Genomic DNA, 15,174 nt, shown 5'->3' with positions numbered 1-15,174 from the left:
CGGCTGGGCGCGGGCTCAGGCGGGGACCGGGACCTCGGCGGGACTGGGGCGGGACGACTCGGTGACGGCGGTCGGGCGGCGTTCCCGGGTCGACCAGAGCATGCCCAGGGAGGCCAGCAGCACCAGGCAGGAGCCGACCATGTGCGCGCCGACCAGCAAGGCGGGCAGGTCGGTGAAGTACTGCACGAAGCCGATCACGCCCTGGCCCAGCTCCACCGCGACAAGCACGGTGGCGGCCCGGGCGGCCCGGGTGGCACCGACCGCGCGGAAGGCGAAGACCAGCGCCACGGAGAGGCCGAGCAGCAGGAAGACCCCGTCGGCGTGCACCTGGGAGATGGTTTCCGGGTCGAGTCCGTTGCGGGCCGCGCCGTGGTCGCCGGCGTGCGGTCCGCTGCCGGTCACCCAGGTCCCGACGACCAGGACGGAGGCGCTCACCGCGACGGTGAGCCGGGCCAGGGTGCGCAGCGGTGCGGGCACGGTCGGCACCACCGGTCCGTCCGGGTCCTTGATCCGCCGCCAGAGGGCGTACGCCACGGCGATGACCACCATCGAGGCGAGGAAGTGCAGCCCGACCACCCACGGGTTGAGGTTGGTCAGCACGGTGATCCCGCCGATCACGGCCTGGGCCGGGATGCCGAACAGCACGCCGATGGCCAGCGGCAGCAGTCCCGGCCGCCGGGGCCGGTGCAGCAGCACCGCCACCAGCACCGCGAGCGCGATGGCCCCGACCGCGAAGGTGAGCAGCCGGTTGCCGAACTCGATGGCCCCGTGCAGGCCCATCTCCGGCGTGGAGACGTACGACTCGTCGGTGCACCGGGGCCAGGTGGGGCAGCCCAGGCCGGAGGCGGTCAGTCGGACCAGCCCGCCGGTGCCGACGATTGCGACATTCGCGACGATTGACGCGAACGCGAGTCGACGCAGCAGAGTGGTGGAGACGGGAGACCGGGCAGAGGTCGTCACGGCGCAAATCCTACGCATCGTAGTGATCGAGCCGTGTGCGGATCCGCCACGCCGGTGGTTCGGATCACCCCTACCCCGAGTTTGCGAGGCCCCCGCGAATTACGTAACGTTGGCGTTGTGAAAAACGCGGCGGCGCTGCCTGGGCACCGACCGACGGCCGGTCCGGCCGCCGGTGCGGCCCAGTCCGCCCGGGTTGCGGGGGAGAACCGTGCCGCGTCGGCGGACGTCTCGACCCGGGACCGGGTGACCCAGTTGCTGCTGGAGCGCCGGGCCGCCACCGCCGCCCAGTTGGGTGCCGCGCTGGGGCTCAGCCCGGCGGCGATCCGCCGGCACCTCGACGCGATGCTCGCCGACGGCGACGTGATTGCCAACGAACAGGTCGTCCGCGGTCACCGGGGGCGGGGCCGGCCGGCCAAGGTGTTCCTGCTGACCGACGCCGCCCGCAGTCGCTGTGGCACCCACCACTACGACAACATGGCCACCGCCGCGCTGCGCTGGATCGCCCGCACGGGCGGCACGCAGGCGGTGGCAGAGTTCGCCGCCGAGCAGGTGGCCGCCCTGGAGGCCCGCTGCCAGGCCGCTCTGGCCGACGCCGGAGACGATCCGATGGCCCGGGCGGAGGCACTCGCCGCGGCGCTGACCGCAGAGGGATACGCTGCCAGTGCGTCCACGATCGCTTCCGGCGGCCAGCTCTGCCAGCACCACTGCCCGGTGGCGCACGTGGCCGCCGAGTTCCCTCAGCTGTGCGAGGCCGAGACCACGGTGATTTCCCGCCTGGTCGGCACGCACGTGCAGCGCCTGGCCACCATCGCGCACGGCGACGGGGTGTGCACCACGCACATTCCCGGCCCGCCGCCTGCCCAGTCCGGTAAGACCGTCACCACTGTGAGGACAGATAGATGACCGAGCAGATCGTCCAGCCCCTGACCCAGGAGGAGCAGCTCGCCGCCCTGGGCAACTACGAGTACGGCTGGGCCGACCCGGACGTCGCCGGTGCCTCCGCCCAGCGTGGCCTCAACGAGGCGGTGGTGCGGGACATCTCGGCCAAGAAGAACGAGCCGGCCTGGATGCTCGACCTGCGCCTGAAGGGCCTGCGGCTGTTCGACCGCAAGCCGATGCCGGCCTGGGGTGCGGACCTCACCGGGATCAACTTCGACAACATCAAGTACTTCGTGCGCTCCACCGAGAAGCAGGCCACCAGCTGGGAGGACCTGCCCGAGGACATCAAGAACACCTACGACAAGCTGGGCATCCCGGAGGCGGAGAAGCAGCGGCTGGTCGCCGGGGTCGCGGCGCAGTACGAGTCCGAGGTGGTCTACCACAAGATCCGTGAGGACCTGGAGGAGCAGGGTGTCGTCTTTCTCGACACCGACACCGCCCTCAAGGAGCACGAGGACCTGTTCAAGGAGTACTTCGGCACGGTGATCCCGGTCGGCGACAACAAGTTCGCCGCGCTGAACACCTCCGTGTGGTCCGGTGGCTCGTTCATCTACGTGCCGAAGGGCGTGCAGGTGGAGATCCCGCTACAGGCCTACTTCCGGATCAACACCGAGAACATGGGCCAGTTCGAGCGGACGCTGATCATCGTCGACGAGGGTGCGTACGTGCACTACGTCGAGGGCTGCACCGCGCCCATCTACTCCTCCGACTCGCTGCACAGCGCGGTGGTGGAGATCATCGTCAAGAAGAACGCCCGGTGCCGCTACACGACCATCCAGAACTGGTCCAACAACGTCTACAACCTGGTCACCAAGCGCGCCGTGTGCCACGAGGGCGCGACCATGGAGTGGATCGACGGCAACATCGGCTCCAAGGTCACCATGAAGTACCCGGCGGTCTACATGACCGGCGAGCACGCCAAGGGCGAGGTGCTCTCGGTGGCCATGGCCGGTGAGGGGCAGCACCAGGACGCCGGCGCCAAGATGGTGCACGCGGCACCGCACACCAGCAGCACCATCGTGTCGAAGTCGATCGCTCGTGGTGGCGGCCGGACCTCGTACCGGGGCCTGGTGCAGGTGCTGGAGGGCTCGCACAGCAGCGCCAGCACGGTCAAGTGCGACGCCCTGCTTGTCGACACGATCTCCCGCTCCGACACCTACCCGTACGTCGACATCCGCGAGGACGACGTGTCGATGGGGCACGAGGCGACCGTCTCCAAGGTCAGCGAGGACCAGCTCTTCTACCTGATGAGCCGGGGTCTGAGCGAGGACGAGGCGATGGCGATGATCGTGCGCGGGTTCATCGAGCCGATCGCCAAGGAACTGCCGATGGAGTACGCCCTGGAGCTCAACCGCCTGATCGAGCTCCAGATGGAGGGCGCGGTCGGCTGACCCGCCTCGACCGGCGGGTCGGCCCGGGCCGGCCCGCCACCGAAGCACCAAACCGTCGTCGCAAGAACAGACCAAGGACGAGATGACTACCCAGGCTTCCGCGCCGCCCAGCACCAAGTCGCAGGCGCTGCGCTCGTACGACGTCGCCGACTTCCCGGCCCTGACCGGCCTGGAGGAGGAGTGGCGCTTCACCCCGCTCAAGCGGCTGCGCGGGCTGGTCGGCGACGACCGCACCGCCACCGGCACGATCCGGCACGAGCACGACGAGCTGCCCGAGGGCGTCTCCGTCCAGCGGGTCGGCACCGACGACCCGCGGGTGGGCAGCGTGCTCACCCCCGTCGACCGGGTCAGCGCGCTGGCCTACGGCGGTGCCACGGAGGCGCTGCTGGTACGGGTGGCGCAGGACGCCGTGGTGAGTGGCCCGACCATCCTGCGGGCGGTCGGCGAGGGTAGCGAGGGGGTGGCCTTCGGGCACACCTTCGTCGAGGTGGGCCGGTTCGCCGAGGCGATCCTGGTGCTGGAGCACGTCGGTTCGACGACGCTTGCCGACAACGTCGAGGTGACGGTGGCCGATGGGGCGAAGCTGACCCTGGTCACCGTGGCCGACTGGGCCGACGACGCGGTGCAGGCCCAGCACCTGAAGGTGCGGCTGGGCCGGGACGCGCGGGTGCTGCACGTCCAGGTCACCCTCGGCGGCGACCTGGTCCGTCAGTACACCACCGTGGAATACACCGACCGGGGCGGCGAGGCCGAGCTGTACGGCGTCTACTTCGCCGACTCCGGCCAGCACCTGGAGCACCGCCAGCTGGTCGACCACACCGTGCCGGACTGCCGCAGCTACGTCGGTTACCGGGGCGCGTTGCAGGGCGAGAGCGCCCGCACGGTCTGGGTCGGCGACGTGCTGATCCGGGCCGAGGCGACCGGCACCGACACGTACGAGATCAACCGGAACCTGCTGCTCACCGACGGCGCGCGGGCCGACTCCGTACCGAATCTGGAGATCGAGACCGGCGAGATCGCCGGTGCCGGTCACGCGAGCGCCACCGGCCGTTTCGACGATGAGCAGCTGTTCTACCTGATGGCCCGGGGCATCCCGGAGGCCGAAGCGCGCCGGCTGGTGGTACGCGGCTTCTTCGCCGAGCTGTTGAACAAGATCCCGGTCGAGGGGCTGCGCGAGCGACTCGGCGAGACGATCGAGGCCCGGCTGACGAAGGCCGGCGCGTGATGATCCGCATCTGCGCCGTCGAGGACGTGCCGAAGGGCACCGTGATCAGCGCCGACGTCAACGGCACCCAGGTCGCCGTCGTGCACGGCGAGGACGACCGGTTCTACGCCGTGCACGACGAGTGCTCGCACGCCGCCGTGGCCCTCTCCGAGGGCGAGGTGGAGGGCTGCACGCTTGAGTGCTGGCTGCACGGCTCCCGCTTCGACCTGCGTACCGGTGAGCCGACCGGGCTGCCCGCCACCGAACCCGTACCCGTCTATCCCGTCGACGTCCGCGACGGCGACATCTACCTTTCCGTGGACGGCGACGGCCGTCCGCTGCCGAGTAATGGAGTGACCCGATAATGAGCACCCTGGAGATCCGTGACCTGCAGGTGTCGGTCAAGCTGCCCGAGGGTGAGCTCAAGCCGATCCTGCACGGTGTCGACCTGACCGTGCGCTCCGGCGAGACGCACGCCATCATGGGCCCGAACGGCTCCGGCAAGTCGACTCTGGCGTACTCGATCGCCGGCCACCCGAAGTACGAGATCACCGGCGGTTCGGTCACCCTCGACGGGGTGGACGTGCTGGAGCTCTCCGTCGACGAGCGGGCCCGCGCCGGCCTCTTCCTGGCCATGCAGTACCCGGTCGAGGTGCCGGGGGTGTCGGTGGCGAACTTCCTGCGTACCGCCAAGACCGCGATCGACGGCGCGGCGCCGAAGCTGCGTACCTGGGGCGGCGAGCTGCGCGGGGCGATGGAGCGTCTGCACATGGACCCGGCCTTCGCCCAGCGCAACGTCAACGAGGGCTTCTCCGGCGGCGAGAAGAAGCGGCACGAGATCGTGCAGCTGGAGCTGCTCAAGCCGAAGATGGCCATCCTCGACGAGACCGACTCCGGTCTCGACGTGGACGCGCTGCGCGTGGTCAGCGAGGGCGTCAACCGGGTCCGCGACACCGGCAACACCGGGCTGCTGCTGATCACCCACTACACCCGGATCCTGCGCTACATCAAGCCGGACTTCGTGCACGTCTTCGTCGCCGGCCGGATCGTCGAGCAGGGCGGCCCGGAGCTGGCCGACAAGCTCGAGGAAGAGGGTTACGAGCGGTACGTGGCCGGGGCCGGTTCGGCGCGGGCCTGAATTCCGAGGAAGGGCCGGTCACGACGATGACCACCATCGCGATCCCGCCGGGGATGCCGCAGTACGACGACGTGCCGCGTTACGACGTGGCGGCGGTACGCGCCGACTTCCCGATCCTGGACCGGGAGATCAACGGCCATCCGCTTGTCTACCTCGACAGCGCCAACACCTCGCACAAGCCGCGCCAGGTGCTCGACGTGCTGCGCGAGCACTACGAGCGGCACAACGCCAACGTGTCCCGGTCGGTGCACACGCTGGGCACCGAGGCCACCGAGGCGTACGAGGCGGCCCGGGGCAAGATCGCGGCCTTCGTCAACGCGCCAAGCGTGGACGAGGTGGTGTTCACCAAGAACTCCACCGAGGCGATCAACCTGGTGGCGTACGCCTTCTCGAACGCCTCGCTGGGCACCGGGGCCGACCCCCGGTTCCGGCTCGGCCCCGGTGACGAGATCGTCATCTCCGAGATGGAGCACCACTCGAACATCGTCCCGTGGCAGCTGCTGGCCGAGCGCACCGGCGCGACGCTGCGCTGGTTTCCGGTCACCGAGGCCGGCCGGCTGGACGAGTCGGGGCTGACGGATCTGGTCAACGAGCGGACGAAGATCGTCTCGCTGGTGCACATGTCCAACATCCTCGGCACGGTAAACGCCACCTCGCGGATCACCGCCCGGGTCCGTGAGGTGGGCGCGTTGCTGCTGTGGGACTGCTCGCAGTCGGTGCCGCACATGCCCATCGACGTGGTCGACCTGGACGCGGACTTCATCGTCTTCACCGGGCACAAGATGTGCGGCCCGACCGGCATCGGGGTGCTCTGGGGGCGGGCCGAGCTGCTCGCCGCGATGCCCCCGGTGCTCGGTGGCGGCTCGATGATCGAGACCGTGACGTTGGGCGGCTCCACGTTCGCCGCGCCGCCGGCCCGCTTCGAGGCCGGCACCCCGCCGATCGCCGAGGCGGTCGCGCTCGGCGCGGCGGTGGACTACCTCACCGGCCTCGGCATGCCGGCGATCCAGTGGCACGAGAAGCAGTTGACCGCGTACGCCCTGGATGCCCTGGGCAGCGTGCCCGGCCTGCGGATCTTCGGGCCGGAGGTACCGGTCGGCCGGGGCGGCACGATCTCGTTCGCCCTCGGTGACGTGCATCCGCACGACGTGGGGCAGGTGCTGGACGCCCTCGGCGTGCAGGTCCGGGTGGGTCACCACTGCGCCCGGCCGGTCTGCACCCGGTTCGGGGTGCCGGCGATGACCCGGGCCTCGTTCTACCTCTACACCACCACCGAGGAGATCGACGCCCTGGTGGCGGGCCTGGCGCAGGTGCGGAAGGTGTTCGGCTGATGCAGCTTGAGTCGCTCTACCAGGAGATCATCCTGGACCACTACAAGCACCCGCACGGTCGCGGGTTGCGCGACGCCGCCGACCCGGCCGACCAGGTGGGCGAGGCGCACCACGTCAACCCGACCTGCGGCGACGAGGTGACCGTCCGGGTCGCCACCGACGGCGACGTCCTGCACGACGTGTCGTACGACGGGATGGGCTGTTCGATCAGCCAGGCGTCCGCGAGCGTGCTGCACGAGTTGCTGACCGGGCGGGGTGCCGCCGAGGCGCTTGCGGTGCACGCGGCGTTTGTGACGTTGATGTCCGGCCGTGGCCAGGTCACGCCGGACGAGGAAGTGCTCGGCGACGGGGTGGCGTTCGAGGGAGTTGCCCGCTATCCCGCCCGGGTCAAGTGCGCGCTGTTGCCGTGGATGGCGTTCAAGGACGCTGCGGCACGCGCCGGGGTGGGCGTGAGCCCGACGGAGGTGAAGGCATGACCGAGGAAACTGCCACCACGCCGGAGACCGGGGCCGTGGCCACCGGTGGCGGCAAGGCCGCTGTGGCCGATGTCGAAGAGGCGATGAAGGACGTCGTCGACCCGGAGCTGGGCATCAACGTGGTCGACCTCGGCCTGGTCTACGGCGTGCACGTCGACGACGAGAACGTGGCCACCCTGGACATGACGCTCACCTCGGCGGCCTGCCCGCTCACCGATGTGATCGAGGACCAGGCCCGCCAGGCGCTGACCACCGGTCCCGGCGGCGGACTGGTCAACGACATCCGGATCAACTGGGTCTGGTTGCCGCCATGGGGTCCCGACAAGATCACTGACGAGGGCCGCGATCAGCTCCGCTCCCTCGGCTTCAACGTCTGACCTGTCGCGCCGCGGCCGGCCAGACCGCCCATCCAGAAACGAGCTCCCCGTCGGGCGCGGCACCCACCAGGTGCCGCGCCCGATGTCTACCTGTCCTGCGCTCTGCCGCGGTCGTCCCTTCGCGCTGGCCACCGTCGGTGACCCGAATAGTCGTCTTCGGCTTTCGCCGTACACCAAGCTCGGCCAGCCATAACCAGTGGCGGCTGGCGGCAGGGGGCGGGCAGGATGTCGGCGTGAGTGAGACGTACCCGATGATCCAGCCGTCTCCTGTCGCCGTGGCCACCGCCGCGCGTCGACAGTGCCGGGCTGCGGGTCCGCTCTCACCGCGTCGCGTACGTTCGTGACCGCCGCGTTCCTGGCCGGCCTGGTCGCCGGCTACGGTGTCGCGATTCCGGTGGGCGCGATCGCCGTACTCATTCTCGGGCTCGCCGCGCGCACCTCGTTCCGGGTCGGCGCGTCCGCCGCGCTCGGGGTGGCCACCGCGGACGGGGTCTACGCCGGCGTGGCGGCGTTCGGCGGGGCCGTCGTCGCCGGTTGGTTGGCGCCGCTCGCCACGCCGTTGCGGCTGGTCGCGGCGGCGGTGCTTTCGGCCTCGCCGGGCACGGGGCGTGGCGGGCCCTGCGGCCCCGCAGCCCCGCCCGGCCGACCGCACACGCCGAGGGCCAGGCGGATATCGAGCGTCAGCCGGGCGCCGAGGGCCAGCCGAGCGCCGAAGGCCAGGCGGACGTCGAGCGTCAGCCGAGCGCAGGAGGGCGGGCGGACGGCGCGGGGCGGTCGGGTGGCCGGGCCGGGCGGCGAGGTCTGGAGACGCCGGTGCGGGCGTTCGTCGGGGTCCTCGCGCTGACCCTGCTCAACCCCGCCACCGTCGTCTACTTCACGGCGCTGGTGCTCGGCCGGGCGGACCTGGGCGGCTCCGGGACCGCCATCGCGACGCTGTTCACCCTCGGGGTGTTCCTCGCCTCGGCCAGTTGGCAACTGCTGATCGCCGCTGGCGGCACGGTGGTCGGCCGGGTGCTCACCAGCGACCGCGGTCGCCTGGTCACCGCCCTGCTGTCGAGCACCATCATCGCGGCACTCGCCGTCGCCACCCTCCTCAGTCACTGACGGGTCACTCGGTCCACTGTCGGTGCTCCACATGTGAAGAACCCGCGACCGTCGTGTTGCGACTCGCCTGCCCGGCCGTCGTGCCAGAGCTTCTTCCGCTGTTCGGTGGATGTTCGGCATCCGCCGTCCGCCTAGGGTGCTGTCAGGTCCGTAGATCATCCGCGTCCGTTCCGCCGACCCGGACGGTGCGGTTCGGTCTCACCCTTCACGATCAGGGAGCTGACTTGAGGATCCCCCGCACCCACCAATCAGGTGGCCGGTCCCGGCGTGGCCGACTGGCCGGCGTCCTGGTTGCCGCGCTCACCGCGGCGATGCTGCCGGTCCTGGCGGCACCGGCGCCGGCCGGCGCCGCACCCTCGGCCGACGGGCCATGGCGCAAAGTGGACGGTAAGCCCGCCGCAACCAAGTCCGGCCGGTCGGCCGCCATCAAGGCGAAGCGACTGAGCGCCTACACCCTGGACCGGGCCGGCATCAAGGGCGTGCTGGACAAGGCGCCGACGGAGAACCGCCGGGCGTTGCGCCAGGCGAGCCAGATCGTCTCGTTGCCTGCGCCCGACGGCACCTTCCAGCGCTTCGAGCTGGTGAAATCACAGGTGATGGAGCCGGGCCTGGCGGCGCAGCATCCGGAGATCAACACGTACGCGGGCCGGGGCCTGGACGATCCGACCGCGACGATCCGGGCCGACCTGACCCCGCTGGGCTTCCACGCCTCGGTCCGCTCGGCGGACGGCGTCTGGTACATCGACCCCTATTACCAGCGCGACCAGAGCCTGTACGCCAGCTACTTCGCCCGCGACCTGGAGAACCGCAGCGGTGACTTCGTCGAGCGCGAGGACGTCGAATCGGCCGCCCACGCGCTGCACGACGAGATCCACGAGGCGCACGACGAGCCGGTGGTGGGGCCGCTGGTCACCCTGCGCACCTACCGCCTCGCGTTCGTCACCGACCCGTCGTACGCCAACTACTTCGGCGCGGAGAACGTGACCGCGGCGAAGGTGACGCTTATCAACCGGGTGAACCAGATCTACGAGGACGAGACCGCGATCCGGCTCGTGCTGGTCAACGACACCGACAAGACGAACCTGAACACCCCGGCGCTGGCCACCGAGCCGAACGGCCCGTGCGGTGGCGCCGCCTGCTACACCCCGGCCCAGCTCAGCGGCTGCACCAGCGGCCTGCTGAACCGTAACCGGATCGTGCTCGGCCAGCTCATCGGTGCCGGCAACTACGACGTCGGCCACATCGGCCTGGGGCTCAGCGGTGGCGGCGTCGCCGGCCTCGGCGTGGTCGGTGGCGACGGCAAGGCGCGTGGCTGCACCGGCCTGCCGAACCCGGTCGGCGACTACTTCGCCGTGGACTACGTGGCGCACGAGATCGGCCACCAGTTTGCCGGCAACCACACCTTCAACGGCAACCAGTGGAACTGCTCGGGCGGCAACCGCAGCGCGGCCAACTCGTACGAGCCGGGCAGCGGTTCGTCGATCATGGCGTACGCCGGCATCTGCCAGCAGGACAACCTCCAGCCGCACACCGACCCGTACTGGTCGCACCGCACCTACACCGAGATCACGAACTTCGTGACCTCGACCCGGCCGGCGATCAACGAGGTACAGACGGTGTCGCTGCGCGACTTCGACACCGACGGTGACTCGTTCACCGTCAACTACGGCGGCGCGGACTCCGCGCCGATCGTGCGCGGGGTCAACTACACCACCGCCGGGATCAAGGCGGCGATCGAGGCGATCCCCGGTTGGCCGGCGGGCGCCACGGTGACCGTGGCCGCCTTCGGCGGCAGCGGCGCCCTGAACGACACCGGCTTCCAGGTCACCTTCGGTGGCACCCTGGCCGCCACGAACGTCGCCGCGCTCACCCTCAGCAACCTCACCGGCGTCACCGGCTTCGTCGGTGAGACCGCCAAGGGCGGTGCCGTCGACAACGGCGGCCACCTGGTTGAGCAGACCACCAACCACGCTCCCGTGGTCACCGTGCCGGAGAACGTCACCATTCCGGTGCGTACCCCGTTCGCGCTCACCGGTAGCGCCACCGACGCCGACCGGGACACGCTCACCTACCTGTGGGAGCAGAACGACCGGGGTGCCGCCGCCGGTACCGCGCTGATGAACAACACCAAGACCAACGGCCCGCTGTTCCGGGTCTTCGGCGAGCCGGCGTGGGTGTCACCGGAGGACGCCCTGAAGTACCACTCGCCGGGCCAGAACGCGGTGACCACCAACTCGACCCGGGTCTTCCCCGACCTGAAGCAGATCCTGGCCGGCAACACAAACGCGGCGACCGGCACCTGCCCGGCCGCCCCGGCTCCGCCGGCCAGCGGTAGCGCCTCGAACGTCCCGCCGGAGATCCTGGACTGCTACTCGGAGTTCCTGCCCACCCGCGACTGGGTCGGCGTCAACAACGACCGGACCCTCAACTTCAAGCTCACCGCCCGGGACGGGCGGCTGGGCGGCGGTGGCGTCGGCAGCGCCGACGTCGCGGTGACCCTGGCACCGGACGCCGGGCCGTTCCTGGTCACCTCGCACGGCAGCGCCGCCGTCGTCGACGGCGGCGCTGCCCAGACCGTGACCTGGGACGTGGCCGGCACCGACCTGGCGCCGGTGAACGTCGGCGACGTGAAGATCACGCTTTCCGTCAACGGCGGCGAGACCTTCCCGTACGTGCTGGCCGAGCGCACCCCGAACACCGGTAGCGCGACGGTGCACCTGCCGAACGTGGCGACCGGACAGGCCCGCCTCAAGATCGAGGCGGTCGGGAACATCTTCTTCGATGTCAACGATGCCGAGTTCACCATCCGCTCCGCCCCCGAGGTCTCCGACGACGCCCCGGCGGGCGGGGTCGGCGTCCAGTACAGCGACGCGCTCTCGCCGACGGTGACGATCACGGCAACCGATGCCGACGGTGCCGGGGCGGCGCTCACCGCGTCCGCCACCGGTCTGCCGGCCGGCCTGGCACTGACCGTGGCGAGCACCACCGGCACCGACACCCGGCCCGGCAACCGGAGCTGGACGGTCACCGGCAGCACCACGGCGGCCCCCGGCGACTACCCGGTCACCGTCACCGTCTCCGACGGCACCGGCCTGACCGGCAGCACCTCGTTCACCATCCGGGTCACCCCAGAGGACGCGGCGGCGACCTGGGCCGGCGACACGCTGGTGAGCACCGCGAACCGTGGGGACGCCAGCCGGACCCTGCTGCGGGCGGTGCTACGGGACAGCTCCGTGCTGCCCTCGGCGGCCGACACCACCGGCGGTGACCTGCGCAACGCCACGGTGACCTTCACTGCGGGCGGCGCGACGCTCTGCACCGCACCGGTGGAGTTGCTCGCCACCGCCACCACCACCGGTTCGGCGGCCTGCGAGGCCACCCTGCCGGCGGGCACCCACCAGGTCACCGCGACGGTCGGTGGCTACTACACCGGCAGCACCACCGCCACGGTGCGGGTGGCCGGCTCCGACGGCGGGTTCCTCACCGGTGGCGGTCACCTCAGCGTCGACCGGTCCGCCGGGGCGTACCCGGCCGACCGGAACTCGAAGGTCACCGTGGAGCTGAACGCCAAGCCGGCCACCGGTAAGAAGGCCGCCTCGGGCAAGGCCGAGATCGAGTTCCGCTCCGGCGGCAAGACCTATCAGGTCAAGGCCACCAGCATCGACGGCCTCGGCGTGACCTCCGCCGGCAAGACGGCTCAGGTGCGCTACCGGGCCAGCCTGCACGACAGCAAGGGCAAGCTGGTGGCGAACGGTCTGACGCTGACGGTCACGGTGACCGACCGGGGTGCGCCGGGCCGCAACGACAGCGTCGGGCTCACCCTCTGGCAGGGTGGTCGGCTGCTCCTCTCGTCCGACTGGACGGGTGCGGGTACCGGCGAGGTGAAGCTGACCGGCGGCAACCTCACCGTGCACTGACCGGCGGCAACCGCACCGTGTACTGACCGGCGAGGACCGCACGCGGCAGGACATCCACCCGGGTGTCCTGCCGCGTCACTCGTTTCCCGCCGGGCGGCGTCGTCGGCCCGTGTCGTACGGTCGTGGCATGAGCAGCAGGCCGGCGGCCGGGGGTGGCCGATGGGTGGAGGTCGAACCGGCCCGCGTCGCGCGCTGGGTGGCCGGCTTCACCGACCGGCACGGCCCGCCCGCCACCACCGTCGAGGGGTACGGGCTGCGGCTGACCGCCCCGGACGGTGCCACCGCCGAGCTGCACACCCCACCGGGCGCGCCGCCCACCTCGGATCTGGCCACCTTCGTGGCCGCCGCGACGGCACCGCACCGGATCGGCCTGCTGCTGGCCCGCAAGGGTGCGGTGGCGGTGGGGGTGGCCGAGGGGGAGCGGCTGCCGGTGCACAAGGTGGACACCCGCTACGTGCAGGGGCGTACCGCCGCCGGTGGCTGGTCGCAGCAGCGTTTCGCCCGGCGGCGGGACAACCAGGCCAAGGCGGCGTTTGCCGACGCGGTGGAGCTGGCGGCCCGGCTGCTGCTGCCGCAGGTCGACCGGCTGGACGCGGTGGTGGCCGGCGGGGACCGGCGGGCCGTGGACACCGTCCTGGCCGACCGCCGGCTCGCGCCGCTGGCCGCGCTGCGCGCCGATCGGCTGCTGGACGTGCCGGAGCCCCGGCACGCGGTGCTGCTGGCCGCCGTCGCCGCCGCCCGCGCGGTCCGCATCCTGGTACGCGAACCGCAGCCGGACGGTTGACGAAACCGCGACCGGCCTCGTTCAGGAGGGGCGCAGCGAGCCGTCGGTGATCTCGGACGGCCGGGCGTTGCTCACGGCGGGCGTGGCGACCGCGAGCGGGCCGGAGGTGTTGCTCCTGATCGAGGCGGCCCGCGAGGTGGCGATGGTGTCGCAGATGTTGGTGAAGGCGTCGCGGACCTTGCGTTCCTCCTCGAACACGTCGCCGCTGAGCTTGCTCAGCGCGTCGCTGATGTTCACCGCCACCTCCTGGGCGGTCGGCGCGCTCAGCTCGTTGGTCTTCGGCGGGTCCGGCACCAGCCCCTGCGCCATGGTGCTGCTGATGATCAGGACGGCACCGGCGACGGCCACCCCACCGGTGGCGAGCGTGAGCCCGGTGCCGACGGCGATGCCGACGAGCGTTCCCCAGGTGAAGCTCTTCGGGTCCTTGCTGTTGTTCAACTCCTTGACCGCGGCGATGGACTGGTCGAGCAGCTGCACGACCGCCTTGCGGTAGCGGATGTACATGACCTTGCTGCATTCGAGCTGTTCCCGGACCACCTTGGCCACCGCCGCCTGGTTTACCGAGACGTTCTGCAACGGCGTGAGGAAGTTGTCGATGAAGTTGACCTGGAGGTCGCCCTCCCAGTGGTTCATGTCCGACCGGACGTCGTTGATCCGGGAGAGGGCGGCGCTGGCCGGCACGAAGTTGCCCGCGTTGTCCTGGCTGCCCTGGAACGAACTCTCGATGGTGCGCAGGCCGTCGATCATCGGGTTGATGGCGTCCGGGTCCGGCATCAGGTGCCGCTCGAACGCGGGCACCACCCACTGGTAGTACTCGTCGCGGACGGTCTGGCGATACCCCTCGATCTCCTCCGGCGGGATCGGCGACAGCGGGACCGCGTCGGGGCCGTGCTGTTGCTGCCACTGCACGTCGACGGCCTTGCGCCACGACTCGATGTCGTCGAGCGTCTGCCGGATCAGTTCCTGCTTCAACTGCTCGGCCTTGGTCCGTACGGTGCTCTCGTAGCTGCCGCCACGCAGCTCGGCCGGGGTGGTCACGGTGTCGGTCATCGCAGGGGTGTCCTTCTGGCTGCCGGTTCGGGGTCGGTGACGCTGCCGGTCAGGGCAGCGGCGGCGCGGTGCCGGGGTGGTCGTCGTCGCCCACGGCCGGCGGGTTGGACGCCGGATCGTCCAGGTTGTGGTTGCGGGGGTCGTTCAGGTAGAGCCGCAGCGCGTCGGCGTTCACCTGGTCGGTGTCGAGGTACGCCTGAGTCGCGTCCCGGATGCCGTCCCCGGCGAGCTGGACGGTGTCGCCGATCTGGGTGTACATGTGCTGCAACTCGTTGCGCAGCTGGGCCCAGGCAGCTCCTACCGGGCTGGACAGCACACTCGACCCCGGGTAGACAGGCGTGCTGTCCCGAAACGCGTCGGCGTCGCTTGACGAGCCGGAACCGCGCGCCCCGGCGACCGTACGGGCCGCGTCGTAGTAGACGTCGGCGATCCGGGGGAGGTGCACCTCCGAGACCCGCCACAGGCGGTAGAGGTCACCACCAACAACTTCAGCCATCATCCCG

13 protein-coding genes and 1 pseudogene are annotated in these 15,174 nt (G+C 70.8%); 11 read left to right on the top strand and 3 right to left on the bottom strand.

Annotation, left to right across the window (positions count from 1 at the left end):
• Window positions 1-15 precede the first annotated feature (15 nt).
• Window positions 16-978, bottom strand: coding sequence for a COX15/CtaA family protein (locus QQG74_RS22640; protein ID WP_341716760.1), 963 nt, complete (start codon window positions 976-978; stop codon window positions 16-18).
• A gap of 225 nt (window positions 979-1,203) precedes the next feature.
• On the opposite strand from QQG74_RS22640, the gene QQG74_RS22635 reads away from it, so the two are divergent.
• From QQG74_RS22635 to QQG74_RS22585, 11 genes and pseudogenes are all read left to right on the top strand, one after another.
• Window positions 1,204-1,863: a transcriptional regulator gene (locus QQG74_RS22635; RefSeq protein WP_341721322.1), complete on the top strand. Its 660-nt coding sequence runs from the start codon at window positions 1,204-1,206 to the stop codon at window positions 1,861-1,863.
• Window positions 1,860-3,290, top strand: a complete 1,431-nt coding sequence (gene sufB, locus QQG74_RS22630) for a Fe-S cluster assembly protein SufB (RefSeq protein WP_341716759.1) — start codon at window positions 1,860-1,862, stop codon at window positions 3,288-3,290. Before QQG74_RS22635 ends, sufB begins: the two co-directional genes overlap by 4 nt.
• 82 nt (window positions 3,291-3,372) lie before the next feature.
• Entirely contained in the window at window positions 3,373-4,515 is a 1,143-nt protein-coding gene (gene sufD, locus QQG74_RS22625) for a Fe-S cluster assembly protein SufD (protein ID WP_341716758.1), read from the top strand.
• The gene (locus tag QQG74_RS22620; RefSeq protein ID WP_341721321.1) at window positions 4,515-4,859 is read left to right on the top strand and encodes a non-heme iron oxygenase ferredoxin subunit; all 345 of its coding nucleotides are present in this window, start codon (window positions 4,515-4,517) and stop codon (window positions 4,857-4,859) included. Before sufD ends, QQG74_RS22620 begins: the two co-directional genes overlap by 1 nt.
• A complete protein-coding gene (sufC, locus tag QQG74_RS22615; protein WP_341716757.1) occupies window positions 4,859-5,632 on the top strand; it encodes a Fe-S cluster assembly ATPase SufC in 774 nt (257 codons plus the stop codon). The genes QQG74_RS22620 and sufC overlap by 1 nt, the downstream gene beginning before the upstream one ends.
• A gap of 26 nt (window positions 5,633-5,658) precedes the next feature.
• Window positions 5,659-6,963: a cysteine desulfurase gene (locus QQG74_RS22610; protein WP_341716756.1), complete on the top strand. Its 1,305-nt coding sequence runs from the start codon at window positions 5,659-5,661 to the stop codon at window positions 6,961-6,963.
• A complete protein-coding gene (sufU, locus tag QQG74_RS22605) occupies window positions 6,963-7,439 on the top strand; it encodes a Fe-S cluster assembly sulfur transfer protein SufU (protein ID WP_341716755.1) in 477 nt (158 codons plus the stop codon). Before QQG74_RS22610 ends, sufU begins: the two co-directional genes overlap by 1 nt.
• Window positions 7,436-7,816, top strand: a complete 381-nt coding sequence (locus QQG74_RS22600; RefSeq protein WP_341716754.1) for a metal-sulfur cluster assembly factor — start codon at window positions 7,436-7,438, stop codon at window positions 7,814-7,816. Before sufU ends, QQG74_RS22600 begins: the two co-directional genes overlap by 4 nt.
• Window positions 7,817-8,156: 340 nt before the next feature.
• Window positions 8,157-8,920: pseudogene (locus tag QQG74_RS22595) on the top strand (LysE family transporter).
• Window positions 8,921-9,144: 224 nt separating this feature from the next.
• The gene (locus QQG74_RS22590) at window positions 9,145-12,837 is read left to right on the top strand and encodes a M12 family metallo-peptidase (RefSeq protein ID WP_341716753.1); all 3,693 of its coding nucleotides are present in this window, start codon (window positions 9,145-9,147) and stop codon (window positions 12,835-12,837) included.
• A gap of 127 nt (window positions 12,838-12,964) precedes the next feature.
• Window positions 12,965-13,621, top strand: a complete 657-nt coding sequence (locus QQG74_RS22585; RefSeq protein WP_341716752.1) for an acVLRF1 family peptidyl-tRNA hydrolase — start codon at window positions 12,965-12,967, stop codon at window positions 13,619-13,621.
• A gap of 21 nt (window positions 13,622-13,642) precedes the next feature.
• On the opposite strand, the gene QQG74_RS22580 is transcribed toward QQG74_RS22585, so the two are convergent.
• The gene (locus QQG74_RS22580; protein ID WP_341716751.1) at window positions 13,643-14,671 is read right to left on the bottom strand and encodes a hypothetical protein; all 1,029 of its coding nucleotides are present in this window, start codon (window positions 14,669-14,671) and stop codon (window positions 13,643-13,645) included.
• A 49-nt stretch (window positions 14,672-14,720) separates the two neighbouring features.
• Window positions 14,721-15,170, bottom strand: a complete 450-nt coding sequence (locus QQG74_RS22575) for a hypothetical protein (protein ID WP_341716750.1) — start codon at window positions 15,168-15,170, stop codon at window positions 14,721-14,723.
• Window positions 15,171-15,174: the final 4 nt, after the last annotated feature.

This window comes from Micromonospora sp. FIMYZ51, from assembly GCF_038246755.1.
Lineage (GTDB): Bacteria > Actinomycetota > Actinomycetes > Mycobacteriales > Micromonosporaceae > Micromonospora.
Note: the sequence above shows the minus strand (reverse complement) of the source record. Positions and strands in the feature narration are given on the sequence as shown.

Excerpts from the sequence above, each read along its gene's own strand:
- sufB (WP_341716759.1), top strand. The coding sequence starts at position 1,860 with ATGACCGAGCAGATCGTCCAGCCCCTGACCCAGGAGGAGCAGCTCGCC.
- QQG74_RS22620 (WP_341721321.1), top strand. The coding sequence starts at position 4,515 with ATGATCCGCATCTGCGCCGTCGAGGACGTGCCGAAGGGCACCGTGATC.
- QQG74_RS22640 (WP_341716760.1), bottom strand. The coding sequence starts at position 978 with ATGCGTAGGATTTGCGCCGTGACGACCTCTGCCCGGTCTCCCGTCTCC.
- QQG74_RS22575 (WP_341716750.1), bottom strand. The coding sequence starts at position 15,170 with ATGATGGCTGAAGTTGTTGGTGGTGACCTCTACCGCCTGTGGCGGGTC.
- QQG74_RS22600 (WP_341716754.1), top strand. The coding sequence starts at position 7,436 with ATGACCGAGGAAACTGCCACCACGCCGGAGACCGGGGCCGTGGCCACC.
- sufC (WP_341716757.1), top strand. The coding sequence starts at position 4,859 with ATGAGCACCCTGGAGATCCGTGACCTGCAGGTGTCGGTCAAGCTGCCC.
- QQG74_RS22580 (WP_341716751.1), bottom strand. The coding sequence starts at position 14,671 with ATGACCGACACCGTGACCACCCCGGCCGAGCTGCGTGGCGGCAGCTAC.
- QQG74_RS22610 (WP_341716756.1), top strand. The coding sequence starts at position 5,659 with ATGACCACCATCGCGATCCCGCCGGGGATGCCGCAGTACGACGACGTG.
- sufD (WP_341716758.1), top strand. The coding sequence starts at position 3,373 with ATGACTACCCAGGCTTCCGCGCCGCCCAGCACCAAGTCGCAGGCGCTG.
- QQG74_RS22585 (WP_341716752.1), top strand. The coding sequence starts at position 12,965 with ATGAGCAGCAGGCCGGCGGCCGGGGGTGGCCGATGGGTGGAGGTCGAA.
- sufU (WP_341716755.1), top strand. The coding sequence starts at position 6,963 with ATGCAGCTTGAGTCGCTCTACCAGGAGATCATCCTGGACCACTACAAG.